At 41.4% G+C, this 15,361-nt stretch carries 13 protein-coding genes; 5 read left to right on the top strand and 8 right to left on the bottom strand.

Features of this window, described 5'->3' with window-relative positions; translation table 11 throughout:
• Both LAQ65_RS04585 and LAQ65_RS04580 read right to left on the bottom strand, forming a co-directional pair.
• Nucleotides 1-1,449 carry an arginine deiminase family protein gene (locus LAQ65_RS04585; RefSeq protein ID WP_224115761.1) on the bottom strand — a complete coding sequence of 483 codons (1,449 nt, stop codon included), beginning with the start codon at nucleotides 1,447-1,449 and terminating at the stop codon, nucleotides 1-3.
• A 109-nt stretch (nucleotides 1,450-1,558) separates the two neighbouring features.
• Entirely contained in the window at nucleotides 1,559-2,380 is an 822-nt protein-coding gene (locus LAQ65_RS04580) for a universal stress protein (protein ID WP_224115760.1), read from the bottom strand.
• Between the two features lie 68 nt (nucleotides 2,381-2,448).
• Here LAQ65_RS04580 and LAQ65_RS04575 point away from each other — a divergent pair, with 68 nt between their 5' ends.
• A complete protein-coding gene (locus LAQ65_RS04575) occupies nucleotides 2,449-4,044 on the top strand; it encodes a peptide chain release factor 3 (protein WP_224115759.1) in 1,596 nt (531 codons plus the stop codon).
• Here LAQ65_RS04575 and purB read toward each other — a convergent pair.
• On the bottom strand, nucleotides 4,038-5,381 hold the full coding sequence (purB, locus tag LAQ65_RS04570; protein ID WP_224115758.1) for an adenylosuccinate lyase: 1,344 nt from the start codon (nucleotides 5,379-5,381) through the stop codon (nucleotides 4,038-4,040). The two genes, LAQ65_RS04575 and purB, sit on opposite strands and share 7 nt — an antisense overlap.
• A gap of 64 nt (nucleotides 5,382-5,445) precedes the next feature.
• Between purB and LAQ65_RS04565 the strand changes: the two genes are divergently transcribed.
• On the top strand, nucleotides 5,446-6,195 hold the full coding sequence (locus tag LAQ65_RS04565) for a menaquinone biosynthetic enzyme MqnA/MqnD family protein (RefSeq protein WP_224115757.1): 750 nt from the start codon (nucleotides 5,446-5,448) through the stop codon (nucleotides 6,193-6,195).
• A 5-nt stretch (nucleotides 6,196-6,200) separates the two neighbouring features.
• Here LAQ65_RS04565 and LAQ65_RS04560 read toward each other — a convergent pair whose 3' ends face one another.
• Complete coding sequence (locus LAQ65_RS04560; protein ID WP_224115756.1) at nucleotides 6,201-7,697, bottom strand: polysaccharide biosynthesis C-terminal domain-containing protein; 1,497 nt, start codon at nucleotides 7,695-7,697, stop codon at nucleotides 6,201-6,203.
• Between the two features lie 254 nt (nucleotides 7,698-7,951).
• On the opposite strand from LAQ65_RS04560, the gene LAQ65_RS04555 reads away from it, so the two are divergent.
• Nucleotides 7,952-10,321 (top strand): T9SS type B sorting domain-containing protein, encoded by a 2,370-nt coding sequence (locus tag LAQ65_RS04555; protein WP_224115755.1) that lies wholly within the window; start codon nucleotides 7,952-7,954, stop codon nucleotides 10,319-10,321.
• Nucleotides 10,322-10,330: 9 nt separating this feature from the next.
• Here LAQ65_RS04555 and LAQ65_RS04550 read toward each other — a convergent pair whose 3' ends face one another.
• From LAQ65_RS04550 to LAQ65_RS04535, 4 genes are read right to left on the bottom strand one after another with little or no spacing between them, the layout of a single operon-like run.
• Nucleotides 10,331-11,095: a TylF/MycF/NovP-related O-methyltransferase gene (locus LAQ65_RS04550; protein ID WP_224115754.1), complete on the bottom strand. Its 765-nt coding sequence runs from the start codon at nucleotides 11,093-11,095 to the stop codon at nucleotides 10,331-10,333.
• 58 nt (nucleotides 11,096-11,153) lie between these two features.
• Nucleotides 11,154-11,816 (bottom strand): hypothetical protein, encoded by a 663-nt coding sequence (locus tag LAQ65_RS04545; protein ID WP_224115753.1) that lies wholly within the window; start codon nucleotides 11,814-11,816, stop codon nucleotides 11,154-11,156.
• A complete protein-coding gene (locus tag LAQ65_RS04540; protein WP_224115752.1) occupies nucleotides 11,794-12,384 on the bottom strand; it encodes a class I SAM-dependent methyltransferase in 591 nt (196 codons plus the stop codon). Before LAQ65_RS04540 ends, LAQ65_RS04545 begins: the two co-directional genes overlap by 23 nt.
• Nucleotides 12,377-13,072 (bottom strand): glycosyltransferase family 9 protein, encoded by a 696-nt coding sequence (locus LAQ65_RS04535; RefSeq protein WP_224115751.1) that lies wholly within the window; start codon nucleotides 13,070-13,072, stop codon nucleotides 12,377-12,379. Before LAQ65_RS04535 ends, LAQ65_RS04540 begins: the two co-directional genes overlap by 8 nt.
• Before the next feature lie 346 nt (nucleotides 13,073-13,418).
• Between LAQ65_RS04535 and LAQ65_RS04530 the strand changes: the two genes are divergently transcribed.
• Nucleotides 13,419-14,366, top strand: coding sequence for a glycosyltransferase family 2 protein (locus tag LAQ65_RS04530; protein ID WP_224115750.1), 948 nt, complete (start codon nucleotides 13,419-13,421; stop codon nucleotides 14,364-14,366).
• A complete protein-coding gene (locus LAQ65_RS04525; RefSeq protein ID WP_224115749.1) occupies nucleotides 14,363-15,358 on the top strand; it encodes a glycosyltransferase family 2 protein in 996 nt (331 codons plus the stop codon). The genes LAQ65_RS04530 and LAQ65_RS04525 overlap by 4 nt, the downstream gene beginning before the upstream one ends.
• Nucleotides 15,359-15,361: the final 3 nt, after the last annotated feature.

Genomic DNA, 15,361 nt, shown 5'->3' with positions numbered 1-15,361 from the left:
TTAATCAATTGGGTCCCTTAATATAGGCATGCTCATACAGTGAAAGCCACCCCTTGCCCGCGATAATTCTGCGGATGGCATAAGGATAAGGCAATTTTTCAGGCCTTCAGTAGTGGCACTGCCATTTTCCAGCTGTTCCAGTAATTCACCGGCTGGTATAACCGAAAAACCAGCTGCCCGGAAAGCGTCGGCTGTTTTGTCATTGCGGTCGTAACCCAATACCACGCCTTCTTTCAGCGCCAATACATTGCAGGAGTCGGTCCATTGTTCACGGGCATCGAAAGGGAATTCGTTGTTGCCGGAATAAATGAATTTTACTTTTTCTTCGCTGTTTAAATCATTCCTGCTGATATCCGTAAGCAGGTCTTCCAGGTTATCAAAATATACAGGGTTTTCGATATCCTTTTTCCTGAATTGGATAATCCTTATTTTATTATCATCCTTTTTCCCTTCAAGGATACGTTGCACGATATCGGCATCTTCTTTCTTAATAGATTTTTTGGAGAAGGCGCCGAGCATCACCCAGACATTTCTTTTTACCTGTGTGAAAACAGTATCAATATGCATGTAATCTCGCTTCTTGGGAATCTTTACAATAGATATTTTCTTCACCACGTTTTTTTCAAAAAGTGCATGTACGGCCTGGTGTGCGGCTTCCAGGCTGGTCCTTTCACTAACGCCAATCAGCACATGATCTTTGCTGACCACCATTACATCGCCACCTTCCAGTGTAACTTTTTTGTCGTCCCCTTCCCTGGGCAGCAGGAAATGCTGGTGGGTGTCGGGAAGTTCAATAATATTATCGCGCAGGTCGGCAAATAAAGGGTGGTTGAAGAAAATATAACGCATCAGCAGGGCTTCCCTGGTGCGGGCCTTTTTAGCTGGTTTATTCAGGAGAATATGGTTATTGATGGTAATACCGATATCCCTGGTAAAAATGAAATTGGGGATGGGGGCGAACAGCATGGTGGTATCAGAATCGGTACCGCTGATAAATATTTTTGCCAGGTCTGATGGGTGGTAATTCAGCAGGTCCTGCTGCACCTGGTAGGAGCAGCCTTCCACTGCACAAACAGAAGCTACCAGGGTTAACCTGATTTCGCGGTTTTCCAGGATTTCTTCCAGCAGCCATTGCAGTTCAATTACTTTATCTGACCGGAAGAAATCCGGATGCCCTGGTTTATAAAAATTCCTGTCAGCTGCTTCGGCATCAATATCCTTCAGCCTGCCTTTAATCTTTACCGGGTCCAGGAAGTACAACAGGATCTTGGTATAGAAGTCATACTCTTTCCGGCGGATGGTATCGAGGTGAACGATATCTTCAAAAAGCCAGTCCTGCGCCTTTGAAGGAACAACTTTTCCGATACCGCTATCCGGGCTATGCACTAAAAGTCTTCGGAGGGTACCAATTTCACTGGTAACTGATGCAAACGTTATTTCTTTAGGCATAAAAACAGATTGGTAACTAAATGGGGATTTAGTAAAAAAGTCCGGGGTACAAGGTAGTTATTCCTGTATGTTAAAACCTACCGGAACCATTAATGATCCAGTTAACCTGTTACTCCCTGATGGCAACCAACGGAACATGGGTATGGTAAAGCAATTTTTTGGTACTGCTTTGGTTGAAAAGAGAGGATAAAAAACTATGTTTCCTGGGAACTGTAATAATAAGGTCAATTTTAAAATCCGCTGCGAAAGTATTGATTGCGTCTACAAAATCCATGATCCTGATAAAATAGAATTCAGGTGAAAAATCTGCAAGCAAAGATTGCATTTCAGCCCTCTCTTTTTTGTATTCGTCGGTAAGTTCAACATAATGGTCAACGTCAACATTTACAATATGCAGGTTTGCCCTGAAGAAGGACAGGAGTTGCTTAAGTTGTTTAATAGGTGTGTGGGTACTCACCTCTTTTAGTGTTGTTGCAAACAATATATTTTTTATGCCGGTGTATTGTGCATCAGGGGGCACGATCAATACGGGGCAAACTGCCTCGAGTGCCATGTTCAGCGCATTACTGCCCATCAGCAACTGTTCCAGCCGGGTAGCGCCTGTAAGTCCCATTACTACCAGGTCAGCTTCATGGTGCCTTACGTAGCGAACCAGGGTATCTGTTAAGGAAACCCCTTCTTCAGCCACAATTTCCACGGAATCAGAAGGGGATAATTCTGTTACAAAATTTTGCAGTGCCGTTTCCACAATTTTTTTTCGGCTTTCCCGGTCATTCTGTACCGGCGTACCGTCAGAACCTGCAGGTACTTTACTGAATACATGGTAAAATATCAGCCTGGAATCTATAATACCAGAGGCCATTGCAAGGGCAAAACGGGCAGCATTACGCGATGTCTCCGAGAAGTCTATTGGAACGAGGATTACTTTCATGGTGAAAATTTACTGATTTTTCAAATATAATACATGATCCCTTGCCATGTATTACCTTTGCGCCCGTTATGAAATACCATTCCGAAATAGAACGACGCCGAAGTTTTGCGATTATTTCCCACCCCGATGCCGGTAAAACGACCCTGACCGAGAAATTGCTCTTATTCGGAGGTGCCATCCAGACCGCGGGAGCTGTAAAAAGCAATAAGATCAAGAAGCATGCTACGTCTGATTTCATGGAAATCGAGCGCCAGAGGGGTATTTCCGTGGCTACCTCAGTAATGACATTTGAATATAAGGGCATCCTTATTAACCTTTTGGATACCCCTGGTCACAAGGATTTTGCCGAAGATACTTACCGGACCCTTACAGCTGTTGACAGTGTAATACTGGTTATTGACAGCGTAAACGGGGTAGAGGAACAGACCCGCAGGCTGATGGAAGTCTGCCGGATGCGCGACACCCCGGTTATTGTATTTGTGAATAAAATGGACCGGGATGGTAAAAACCGCTTCGACCTGATAGAAGAGGTGGAAAAAGAGCTCAGTATCCATTTACACCCAATGACCTGGCCAATTAACAGCGGAAAGGACTTTAAAGGGGTCTATAATCTTGATAATAAGAGCCTGCGACTTTTTGCAGCCAGTACCAAGGCAGAGGAGGACGATGTGCTGCACATCAGCGACCTTTCGGATCCCTTACTGGATGAAAAACTAGGGGAGCGCGATGCGGCCATCCTGCGGGAAGACGTGGAATTGGTTGATGGCGTACACGGGGAACTCCATGTTGCAGATTACCTTGCAGGGAAAGTGGCGCCGGTATTTTTCGGGAGTGCCGTTAATAATTTCGGCGTAAAGGAAATGCTGGACACTTTTATAAGGATTGCCCCAACCCCCAGGAGCCGGGAAACCAGCAAAAGAAAGGTGGATGTGGAAGAAGACAGGTTCAGCGGGTTCATATTTAAGATACATGCTAACCTCGACCCCAAACACCGCGACCGGATCGCCTTCCTTAGGGTTTGTTCCGGTAAATTTGAACGCAATAAGTATTTTCATCATGTTCGGTTGGATAAAGACGTTAGGTTCAGCAATCCCTATAGTTTCCTGGCCCGGAGCAAGGATGTAATTGAAGAGGCGTACCCTGGGGATGTTGTTGGTTTATTCGATACCGGGAATTTTAAAATTGGCGATACGCTTACTGAAGGCGAAGATTTTTATTTTACCGGCATTCCTTCTTTCTCCCCGGAAATATTCAAGGAAGTGGTGAACAAAGACCCGATGAAAACCAAGCAGCTGGAGAAAGGATTGCTGCAATTAACCGATGAAGGGGTTGCCCAGTTGTTTACCCAGTTTGGTGGCAATAAAAAGATTATTGGTTGCGTAGGTGAACTGCAATTTGAAGTTATCCAGTACCGCCTGTTACAGGAATATGGTGCTTCCGTGGAATTCAAGGCCCAGCCATATTACAAGGCTTGCTGGTTAACCAGTAAAGATGAAAAGAAGCTGCAGGATTTCACCCGTTTTAAATCGTCCAATATTGCGGAAGATAAAGACGGGCATGTGGTTTACCTGGCACAAAGTGAATGGTTCCTGAATACCGAACGGAACAACAACCCGGATATAGAATTCCATTTCACTTCTGAAATCCATAAAGCGGATCAGTAATCCGGAGAGATACCATAATAATTTGAAGGGGTTATGTTTAATAACTCCTTTTTTATTGCAGGACTGACTTTAAGGCTCCTGATAAAAGTCTGGATGGTCTTTTTGTCGATAGCGTTTTTGCCGCGGGTAAGGTCTTTTAAAGCTTCATAAGGTTTGGGATAATTTTCCCTGCGGAGGATAGTCTGTATGGCTTCTGCAACAACGGCCCAGTTATTTTCAAGGTCGTCAGCGATTTTTCTTTCATTAAGCACCAGTTTACCAAGGCCCTTTTCAATAGAACGGAAGGCCAGGATGATATGGGCGAAAGGCACCCCAATATTGCGGAGAACCGTTGAATCAGTGAGGTCACGTTGCAGCCTGCTGACCGGTAGTTTACCCGATAAGTGCTCCAACAGGGCATTGGCGATACCCAGGTTGCCTTCTGCGTTTTCAAAATCAATCGGGTTTACTTTATGTGGCATAGCCGAAGAGCCTATTTCCCCTTTTTTTGTTTTCTGCTTGAAGTAATCCATGGAAATATAAGTCCAGATATCGCGGCAGAAATCCACCAGGATGGTATTGATCCTTTTCATTGCATCAAAATGCGCAGCCAGGTTATCGTAGTGTTCAATCTGCGTAGTAAACTGCTGTCTTTGCAGGCCTATTGAGGCAACGAACTGATCGCCCAATACAGGCCAGTTCTTTTTGGGGAACGCAACAAAATGGGCATTGAAATTTCCTGTCGCCCCACCAAATTTTGCACTGAAGGGCACATTAATGAATTGCTCTACCTGGTTTTCAATCCTTTCCACAAATACCATGATTTCTTTGCCAAGGCGTGTCGGGCTGGCTGGTTGTCCATGTGTCCTGGCGAGTAGTGTTATATTCCGCCAGCTATGGGCCAGGATTTTAAATTCATTATTCAGGTTGAGTAAAGCCGGGAGGTATTCAAATTCGATGGCCTGTTTCCAGGACAGGGGAATGGAAGTATTGTTGATATCCTGGGAAGTTAACCCGAAGTGCACCCATTCCTTTAACTGCCCGATGCCGCACTGGTCGAGCTTTTCCTTTATGAAATATTCGACCGCTTTAACATCGTGGTTGGTGATTTTCTCTGTCTCCTTAATATGAAGTGCATCAGCCGGACTAAAATCGGCAGCTGCCTGTTTCAGGAAATTCCTGGCTTTGACGGGCAGTTTAAATAAACGGTTATCAGCAAGGAACAAGAAGTATTCGATTTCTACGATCACCCTGTATTTCATCAAAGCATATTCAGAAAAATACTCATCTAACTGATGCAATTGATTACGGTAGCGGCCGTCAATAGGGGAGATGGCAGTAAGTGCTTGAAGTTCCATGTTTATTTAATAAGCGTTTCCAATCTGGAATGTCCTGTACATTTGCGAAATTAAATCAAAGCGAGTGGACAGAAAAATCAGAGTAGGGGCGGTGAGTTATTTAAATACAAAGCCGTTGATATATGGACTGGAGAAGGGTTTAATGAAAGATGACATTGAACTTGTGTTGGATTACCCGGCCAATATTGCCCAAAAACTTTTGAATGATGAGATTGATATCGGGTTGGTGCCGGTAGCAATTATACCAAAATTGAAAGAGTACCATATTGTATCAGGTTATGGGATTTGCTCAAACGGTCCTGTAGCATCTGTTTGCCTGTATAGTGAGGTGCCGGTAGAAGAAATAACAGAAGTGTATATGGATTACCAGAGTCGCACTTCGGTAAGGCTTGCCAGGATATTGTTGAAAGAATACTGGAAAGTTGATCCATTGGTGAAGGATTTTGGTGAAGATTTCAGTTTGCAGGTCGGTGGCACTGCTGCCATAGTGCTGATTGGGGACAGGGCTTTGGAGCAAAGAGGTAAAACAGCCTATATCTATGATCTCGGGCAAGCCTGGAAAGATTTTACCGGGTTACCATTTGTGTATGCTGCATGGATTAGCAATAAAAAACTCCCTGAAAAATTCGAACAGGATTTCAATGCAATGAACCAGTATGGTCTAGACAGGCTGGAGGAAGTTATTAAAGAATATCCCTATCCCTATTATGATCTGGACGAGTATTACAGGAAGAATATTGAATACGCATTATCACCAGAAAATAAAGCCGGACTTGATCTTTATTTAAGTTATTTGCGCAAATACCAATGGTGATAAGATTATTTTCTTTTTACCCATTTGTCCCAGACAGTTTTTTCAACCCAGTCATTTATTTGGGATGAAATCTTCATGAAATAGAGGCCGGGTAAAATAATTATGCAAAAAAGGGATGTGCGTACAAAACAATCAAAAAAGATATTTGGTTGCAAAGGCAGGATATTGGCCAGGAAAATAGCAACAACAGCAATGATGACGGCCCAAAGGTCTTTCATAGTATAAGGTTGCATGCCAAATTTGAACCATAAAAACCCAAAGCGCATAGCATTATAAAAAGTCAATGAAATCAGGGTGGAATAGGCAGCGCCCATCAATCCATATCGTGAAATCAGGAAGTAGTTCATGGGAAGCGCCACTATAGTGTAGATCACATTTGTGGTAAAATCAACTTTCCAGAAGTTGGATGTGCCGATAATCTGGCTGTTGGCGCCAGTGCCCAGGTCAATCAGTTTTCCAACACCCATAAACAGGATAACTGCTTCAATACCGGAAAAGTTTTTTCCCAGGAAGCTGCCAATATTGTGCAAGTTTAACCAGATCAATCCGAACATAACCAGGCCAACAACTAATAAATTGGTTACACTTTTTTGGTAGATCCTTTGGATATGTGCAAGATCTTTGTTTTTCCAGGCTTCGGCCAGCACGGGTATGGTTACGGAGTTCATGCTGCGTTGCGGCACTTCCAGCAGTGTTACAATATAGGTGGCAATGGTGAATATGGCAGTATCTGTTAATCCGCGGTCACCCTTGGCCGATAGGATGAAAGTATCGACGGTCCTGGAGAGCAGGTTTAAGAACTGCGCGCCGAAGACGAACAATCCAAAGTTAGTCATCTTGCCACTGAGCCGGGTGGTCACCGAACTCAATTGCGGAACGAATTGAAACTGGCGGGTTTTCCTCAGGATTAAAAATAAGATAGCAACCGGTAGAAAATATGAAACAGAAAACAAGTGGTAGAACTCTTTTTCACTGATAGTTTTAAAACCTACAATAACCAACAGTAAGGTGAAGAATACCCGGGGCAATAATTCCCGGAGGCTATTTGATAATACGCCTTTGTGAAGGGAGATAGCAAAGCTTTCAAGCCACATAAAGCATAGCATAAAAAAGCAGTAAGGATAAACCAGGTAGCTGTATTCGACAAATAAGGGTGATTTTTCACTGAATTTGCGAACGATAATATCCCTTGCTAACCAACCTGTAAAACTCATTATTAATAGTCCGGCAAGGCAAATCATTCCTGTTACAAAGGGCAGGTCTACTTGGTCTTTATTCAAATAGGACTTATAAAACGGAAAGAACTTATAGATCACCGGTAGGCTTCCCAATGTGCATAGCGTAGCAAGGGTAAGGCCGGCATCTGCAATAATACGGGTCAGTCCCAGTTGTTCAGTTGTAAGGATTTTCGGGGATAGGACAAGCATATTGATGGCACCAATAGTAAACCCAATCATGATCATAGCGGTGGATTGGATGCTTTTTGTTTGTATCGTCGCCATTGTAATTTTGTTCTATAATATCCGTTTTACAGGTTATAGTGGCTGCAAGCTGGAGATTTTAATGCAAAATATATTTAATTCACTTGTTTTTTTCAGAATAATTCCTTCTTTTCGCTGCCACCTTTCTAATCCCTTAATTAATGCAATCCGGCAAGTTAGTTATTCCCTATTTTATATTATTTATTTGCTTTTGTCTTTTTACCACGAACATTTTTGCGCAAAATAAAACAGCAAACAATCCATCACTTAGCATATTGGGAGAACAATCTGTGGTTTCCTTTACCGCACCCGATACAGTTTGTGTAAATACCCCAATTAATATTGTAAATACGTCCTCCAATGTAGCTACCAGTTACTGGAGCTTTTGTTCCGGGGATTTGAATTCTGTACCAACAGCAACGAATTTGGGTAATCCGGGCGGTTACCTGGATTGGCCTGTATTTATGGATTACGTTTTTGATAATGGCAAATACTATGCCTTTGTGACCAATTACCGTGGCGGGAATATTTTGCGGTTAGATTTCGGGAACAGTTTATTAAATACGCCAACACCTGTGAATATCACCAACCTTAATGGCGTAATACCTCCGGGAGATGGGGCAGAATGCATACAGGTAGTATTTAATGAAGGTAAATGGTATGGTATTATGGTAGCCGGATATCCGCCTGTAGGATATTCACCCAGGATAGTTAAAATTGAATTCGGGGCTAATATTGAAAATGTGAATCCTTTAACTGTTGATTGGGGTAACATAGGGAATTTATTACAGCCAATTGATTTGAACGTTTTCCAGGACGGGGGAAATTGGTATGGATTAACCGTAAATGCGGAAAACAATACCATCACCAGGTTCAATTTTACAAACTCCTTTGATAATATTCCAACAGCTACAAACCTGGGCAATATTGGGGGGTTGGAATATCCGACCAGTATTTTTCCCATTAATGATAATGGAAACTGGAAAGTATTCATTACCAATGCAGGCAATAATACAACAACGAGTGGCAATTTTTCTTTATCGAGGCTGGATTTTGGCAGTTCATTGTTAAATACGCCAACCGGTGTTAACCTGGGTAATCCAGGGAATATATTAAAGCATCCAAGGGACATTACTATCCTTAGAACCTGCGGTGAAACAGTTGGATTTTCCGTTAATGGGATGCCCGGCACCAATGACCTGGTAAAACTTGATTTTCACAACGACCTCAATGTTGTTCCGGAAGCTACTTCATTTGGGAATATCGGAGGTTTTGATTTTCCGCATTCGATTTCTAAAATATTCAGGATTGGGACTGACCTGTTTTGTTTTGTAACCAATGTCCGCAACAATACAATTTCAAGGATCAGGTTTGCCGGATGTAATAATTCATCTATACAATCCTCAAATGCATTTACCCCTCCAGCATTTAGCTATGCCCAGCCGGGCAAGTACACGGTTAATTTGTTTGCAAATGAAGGCCTGCCTAACCAGGGAACTTTTTGTAAACAAATAACAGTTGTTGCGCCTCCGGCAACTGTTTTGGGAAATGATACCAGTATTTGCAAAAACAGTTTATTGCAATTGAATACACTCGATAGTAATTATAAAGTTATTACCTGGTCCACAGGTGAAAAAACAAGCCTTATTACTGTTAAGGGTGCGGGTAAATACTGGGTTGATGTTTTAACGAAGTTCGGATGTGCCGCAAAAGATACTATCCAGCTGTCAGAATTACCTGTGCTATCATTTTCACTGGGAACTGATACCAGTATTTGTGCTAATACCAATTTCAGGTTAAATGGTCCGCCGGGTGCTGATTCATATTTGTGGAGCAATGGTAATAGCAGCAATACTATTCCTGTTACATCATCCGGAAACTATGTTTTACAGGTTACAAGTAAAGGTTGTATTTCAAAAGATTCCATTGATATTGTTGTAAAAAATGCAACGCCTGTAAACCTGGGCATTGATACATTTATTTGTAAAGGGAAAACAATTATGCTTGATGCCGGTATTTATGGAGAAAATTACCGGTGGAATACAGGTGACGATGGTAAAGTGATACAGATTGCCGGGCCCGGGGATTATTCAGTATCAGTGACTAATAATGGATGCGTAGCAGCAGATACCATAAAAGTTTTATCCCGGAATATTCCTATAGTGGACCTTGGGCGGGATATAACTATTTGTGAGGGTCAGCCTGTAAGTGTCCAGGTGAAAGTGAATGATGGATTTTTCTCAGGTTGGCTGGATGGTTCTACTGACCAGGTAAGGACTATAACTCAATCGGGGACATATATAGCAACGGCATTGAATTCCTGCGGTACAGGCATGGATAGCATTTTGATTTTCAAAGGAGGTAATCCAAATACATCCTTACAGCTTCCGAATGCTTTCACACCAAATAACGATGGAAAGAATGAGTGCTTTGGTCCTAAATCATGGGGTGCTGTAACAAATTATTCCATGATAATATTCAACAGGTTTGGTCAGCAGGTTTTTACAACTGAACGCCCGGATGTTTGCTGGGATGGTACTTTTAAGGGCATTAAACAGCCCAATGGTACTTATGTTTACATTGTCAGGGGACAGTCCGGCTGTGGGTTGATAGACAAAAAGGGGATAGTTAATTTATTGCGGTAAATTAACTGCTCATTTCACTTTTACCATAATTGCATGGCCGTTCAGGTTATGGACGATGATCCTGTCAGGTTTGTTTTTTTGTTCGTTTACATATCTTGTAACTCCATCACAGGAATGAAAAGCATAATCATCGAAAACAATGACGCCGCCAACAATCATTTTATCCCAAATCCAGTTAACGATATCGTTTGCTGAATCGTAAACATCTACATCAATGTGACAAAAGCCAAATATGGATCCAGGCTTAACCAGGTGTGCAGAATCTTCCGGGAATATTCCTTTTATTATTTTGTAGTTCCTGTATACGTTTGACAAAAGGTTTTCCACAATTTCCTGGGATGTATCCGCATGTTCTCCACCGCTATAAAATCCATCTTTTTTCGAAGCCTTTGCAACGCCGGTAAAAGTATCAGCGATGTAAAAATCAGCTTTCGAATTTAATAATTCCAATTTCCGGCCAACAATAGCTGCAGTACCGCCCCTCCAGACACCGACCTCCAAAAAACCTGCATGGTTGTTTACATGGTAAATATTTCCTGCCAGTTCCCATAATTCGTAACAGCGATAAATATCTACCAAGGTATTTTCCTTGATTTGCTGGTAGATTTTCATAAATTCTTCATCCCCGAGCCAGGGTGCATAATTGGCTGAAGGGATCACAATATCATATTGAAATTCATTTTGCCTGAACTTCAGGTTGCCTTTAACGGTGGGTGGCTTAACCAGGTATATGCCCCGCTTTTTGAGTATCGATTGTAATAATTTTTTTAACATGATCGTCTGTAATAAAAATAATAGTCTTTAAAAATATGCAGGGCAATCGGCCATTTCACTAATAGATTTGCTTAAACAGTTTATTCCTGAGGTCAAAAAATGTTTTCCTGATACCTGTATTATTTTTAGTGAAAATTTCATTGTCAAGAACCAATATATAGCCTTCGTCCCTGAATGATTTAATGATCTTGTGTGTTTTACCAAAAGCTTCATTTACAAATAATGAATTTCTTCTTTTGGGTGGTAAAATACCTTCAGGCATATTGCCTGATGCGAAATTACCGGTTTCATAAATCCTTAGGTCGTCAATCAAAATAACATCGGTATAACCTTTCCTTAATGATTTAATCTGGTTTATTTCTTCTTCAAGGGGTAATTTGACCTGTTCATCTTCATAGTCATTATATTTATTAATACCTTCTTCAGCTCCCGGAAAATGTGCGTCCAGCCAAAAGATGCAATTCCCTTTTATGTTTGGCAGGTGGGCTTTAAACACATCTGTACTGTTCCCTTCAAGGATTTCAATATTGTCCAGGCCGCTGAATCTTGCACGTGCCCTTTGGGCGATTTCCGGAATGATTTCGGATGAGTAAATTTTCTTAAATGGAAATTTATTGGCGTATGCTACTCCGTCACCCTTCCAGGTACCTGTTTCAAAAAAATAATCGCAGTTATATTCTTTTATGATCCTGCCCAGGTTAAATCGCTTTATTGATCCCATTTTTTATAATTTTTAATACTTGAATAACATTATAATCTATTTCACAATCACTTAAAAACAACACTTGATAATTGATACCTGTAATTTCATTTAATCGCTGAAGCATAAATTCGCTTCCCATTGTTTTATGGATATGGTGTGTGTTTAATGGCTGCCCCGTCAGTTTACAATATTGTTCATATTTTGGCTGGTCAGGGAACACCAGGATCAGGTTGCCACCAGATTTTAATATCCTGATGAATTCAACAAGTGCCATTTTCGTATCTGCAAAATCCTCAATTAAGTGGCTGGTGTAAACATAGTCAAAACTGTCATCTGCAACCGGGATTTTTTCATTCATAACATCACAGGCAATATCCACTTTATCCTTTCCTGTGTAGGCATACGGCTGGCTATAGTCAATCCCGATACAGTTCTCTTTTTTTACTTTGTCGCCCCCGAACCCAATATCGCAGCCCTTGCCATTGCAGTACTGGAGAATTAAATGCCTGACTTTGGATGTTTCTGAAGGATAAATAATCGGAATGCCAAGTTTTCTTTTAACCTTATTAAGTAGTTTTTCAAGCATGTTTAATATTATATTTAGCGACAAGTTCATTAATTGTATCTACAACCTGTATGGTTGTAAAATTGCAGCATTTGGGAATTCCTGAATCTCCCACTAACCTGCAGGAGTGACTTTTATAGGCAATTGGGTTGGTATGGTAACAGCCGGCATATTCACAAAATTGCTGCAAAATAATGCCTTTGAATTGATCTTTAAAATGCCTGAATTCGGGATTTACCGCCCCAAAAAATACGATTGAGGGAATTTCCAGCGAAGCGGCAATATGGCTGGGGCCTGAATCAATGCCTATAAACAGCGAAGCTTTTGACATCAAGGCTATCATCTCCCTGATGGATGTCGACTGGTAATATTGGGGTATTAATCCAGGGGCATCCCCAATTTCCACGATATCAAAGCCTGTGTTTTCGAGGTGTTCAATAACAGAATCCCAGTTTATCCCAAATGCATTCCGGAAGTTCTTAGCAGCTGAACTGGCTTTCAAATGTATGATTGCAAAAGGTTTTTGCCGGTTTATTGAATTTTTCTCTTTATCTGAAAGGTAAAGTTTCGGGTAATACCTTTTTAATGGTAACCGGGCTGCATTAAAATATGCTGCTAATACATGTTTTAAAGGGTCTTTTTCATAAGACATATCCAGGTTTATAGTGAACAGGGATATGTGAAAAAAATGCTCGACAGTTATTAGCATTTTTTCGAAAAGGTTAAGATTCTCCTTAAAGACCACATTAGGTTCAGGGTAATTTTCAAATAGGACTTGAAATTTTGTGTATACAATTACCTTTTTATATTGCTTGCTTAACTCCCGTATCAGAGGTTCAATCCATAAAACATCCCCAAGAGCCCTTTTTCGTATTAGATAAATAGTTGATGGTTTCAACTTTTTTGGTGAAGGTATTAATTTATAGGCAAAGCTTATTTGGCAGCGGGACTGTAGATTTGCAAAGTGGAAAAAACACCAATTGGGTTTAGGCAAATACTTATTTAACAGCTGGATGCTGGAAATTCACTTTGAATAAGATTAATCAATTTAAGCAATGTCCAGGCCTTTAATTTCTATTTGTATCCCCGCTTACCAGCGGATAAATTACCTTGAAAGGTTACTGCGCAGTATTGAGCAGCAAACTTTCCGTGACTTTGAAATCATTGTTACAGATGATAGTCCGGATAATTCGGTTGCGTTGATGGTTGATAAATACCATCACCTGAACATCAGGTACAAAAAAAATGAAGTGGCTCTCGGCACACCTGCAAACTGGAATTCCGGTATAAAGCAATGCAGGGGGGAATGGATTAAATTGATCCACGACGATGATTGGTTTTCCAGTCCGGATAGCCTGCAAATCTTCGCAGACCATACCAAAATGGGAAAGAAGTTTATATTTTCGGCCTACGCCAATCATTTTGAAGACGGTAAAACACCAGTCGAACAAAAATTCCTGCCCGATTCCTGGGCACGGAAAATCTTACGGGAACCGATGACCTTATTGGCTTATAATGTGATTGGTCCGCCAAGCGTAATAATGGTTCACCGCAGTATAACTGAACTATATGATGAAGCGCTGAAATGGCGTGTTGATATGGAATATTATGTCCGGTTGTTAAATATGTTGAATGGATATGAGTATATTAACGATGTGCTGGTAAATGTTGGTGTCAGTGAATCACAGGTAACACAATCCTGTATTTATAAGCCAAATGTTGAACTTCCCGAAGGAAAGCGGCTCCTGGACAAGCATGGTGACTTCCGGCTAAAAAATATATGGGTGTATGATGCCTGGTGGCGATTACTACGCAATATGGACATCCGGTCAAATCAACAATTGGAACAATATGCTCCCGGTGACTGGCCCCTGGTGATCAAAAGGATGGTAAAAGACCTTTCAAAAATACCTTCACTGCTTTTAAGGTTTGGCATCCTTTCCAAATCCTTTATGTTTGTTTCTTACCTGAAGAACAAATCCACTTTAAGCCATCATCAGTGACGCTATCCATTATAATAGTCAATTATAAATCTGAGCAGTTGATTTTTGACGCGCTCAGTTCCTTTTTACCTGGTACTACAATCGATGCTGAAATTATAATCGTTGACAATGCATCTGGCGAAAACAGGCTGCAGGGTATATTGAAGGCATTTCCAGGCGTTAAGGTGGTCCAGATGGGCTATAATGCTGGTTTTGCAAGGGCCAACAATGAAGGGATAAAGCAGTCATCTTCAGAAATCGTATTACTATTAAATCCAGATACACTGGCACCAAACCATGCTATCGAACAGTGTTACCAGAAATTCAGGGATAGCCAATATGTAGCTTGTGGTGTTCAGTTGCTAAATGCTGATGGGAGTCCGCAAATATCAGGAAACTACTTTATGAAAGGCGGACTCAACAACCTGCTTCCCTTGCCAATTATAGGTGAACTTCTCAGGTGGCTGGGCGAAAAACTGAAAGTGAAGAAGCCGAATGTTCCTGATAGCAATACCCTGGTTGAAGTAGATTGGATCAATGGCGCTTTCCTGATGGTGAAGAAAAAAGCAATACAGGATGCCGGATTACTGGATGAAGACTTCTTTCTCTATGCAGAAGAAATTGAATGGTGTGCCAGGTTAAGGAAGGCCGGTAAACTCTGTATTTACGGCGACCTTAAAGTTACGCACCTGCAGGGTGAAACCGCCAACCAGAGTTTTGCATCTTCAGGGAAAGGATATTATAACCTCTATGACCGGAAAGGTCTCCAGATACTGGTATCCAATTTTTTGCGGATACGGAAGCAATTTGGAACCGGCTGGTTCCTCCTTCATTTATTGGTTTACCTGGTTGAGGTGCCTGTGCTTTTTCTTGGTTTCCTCATCGGGCAATTAACCACAAAAAAAACGTATCCATTTTCAATGCTGAAAGGATACGTTATTAATATGATCCGGTTACTGGGCCTTACTCCAAGACTTTTGCTGAATCGGCCTTATTTTTATAAGCTGCTCTAAGGC

It is taken from the genome of Flavihumibacter profundi (genome assembly GCF_020076305.1).
GTDB lineage: Bacteria > Bacteroidota > Bacteroidia > Chitinophagales > Chitinophagaceae > Flavihumibacter > Flavihumibacter profundi.
The sequence above is the reverse complement of the archived record's forward strand: the minus strand, read 5'-3'. Positions and strand labels throughout refer to the sequence as shown.

Coding starts and splice junctions, on each gene's coding strand:
- LAQ65_RS04585 (WP_224115761.1), bottom strand. CDS start 1,449: ATGCCTAAAGAAATAACGTTTGCATCAGTTACCAGTGAAATTGGTACC.
- LAQ65_RS04580 (WP_224115760.1), bottom strand. CDS start 2,380: ATGAAAGTAATCCTCGTTCCAATAGACTTCTCGGAGACATCGCGTAAT.
- LAQ65_RS04575 (WP_224115759.1), top strand. CDS start 2,449: ATGAAATACCATTCCGAAATAGAACGACGCCGAAGTTTTGCGATTATT.
- purB (WP_224115758.1), bottom strand. CDS start 5,381: ATGGAACTTCAAGCACTTACTGCCATCTCCCCTATTGACGGCCGCTAC.
- LAQ65_RS04560 (WP_224115756.1), bottom strand. CDS start 7,697: ATGGCGACGATACAAACAAAAAGCATCCAATCCACCGCTATGATCATG.
- LAQ65_RS04550 (WP_224115754.1), bottom strand. CDS start 11,095: ATGTTAAAAAAATTATTACAATCGATACTCAAAAAGCGGGGCATATAC.
- LAQ65_RS04545 (WP_224115753.1), bottom strand. CDS start 11,816: ATGGGATCAATAAAGCGATTTAACCTGGGCAGGATCATAAAAGAATAT.
- LAQ65_RS04540 (WP_224115752.1), bottom strand. CDS start 12,384: ATGCTTGAAAAACTACTTAATAAGGTTAAAAGAAAACTTGGCATTCCG.
- LAQ65_RS04535 (WP_224115751.1), bottom strand. CDS start 13,072: ATGCTAATAACTGTCGAGCATTTTTTTCACATATCCCTGTTCACTATA.
- LAQ65_RS04530 (WP_224115750.1), top strand. CDS start 13,419: ATGTCCAGGCCTTTAATTTCTATTTGTATCCCCGCTTACCAGCGGATA.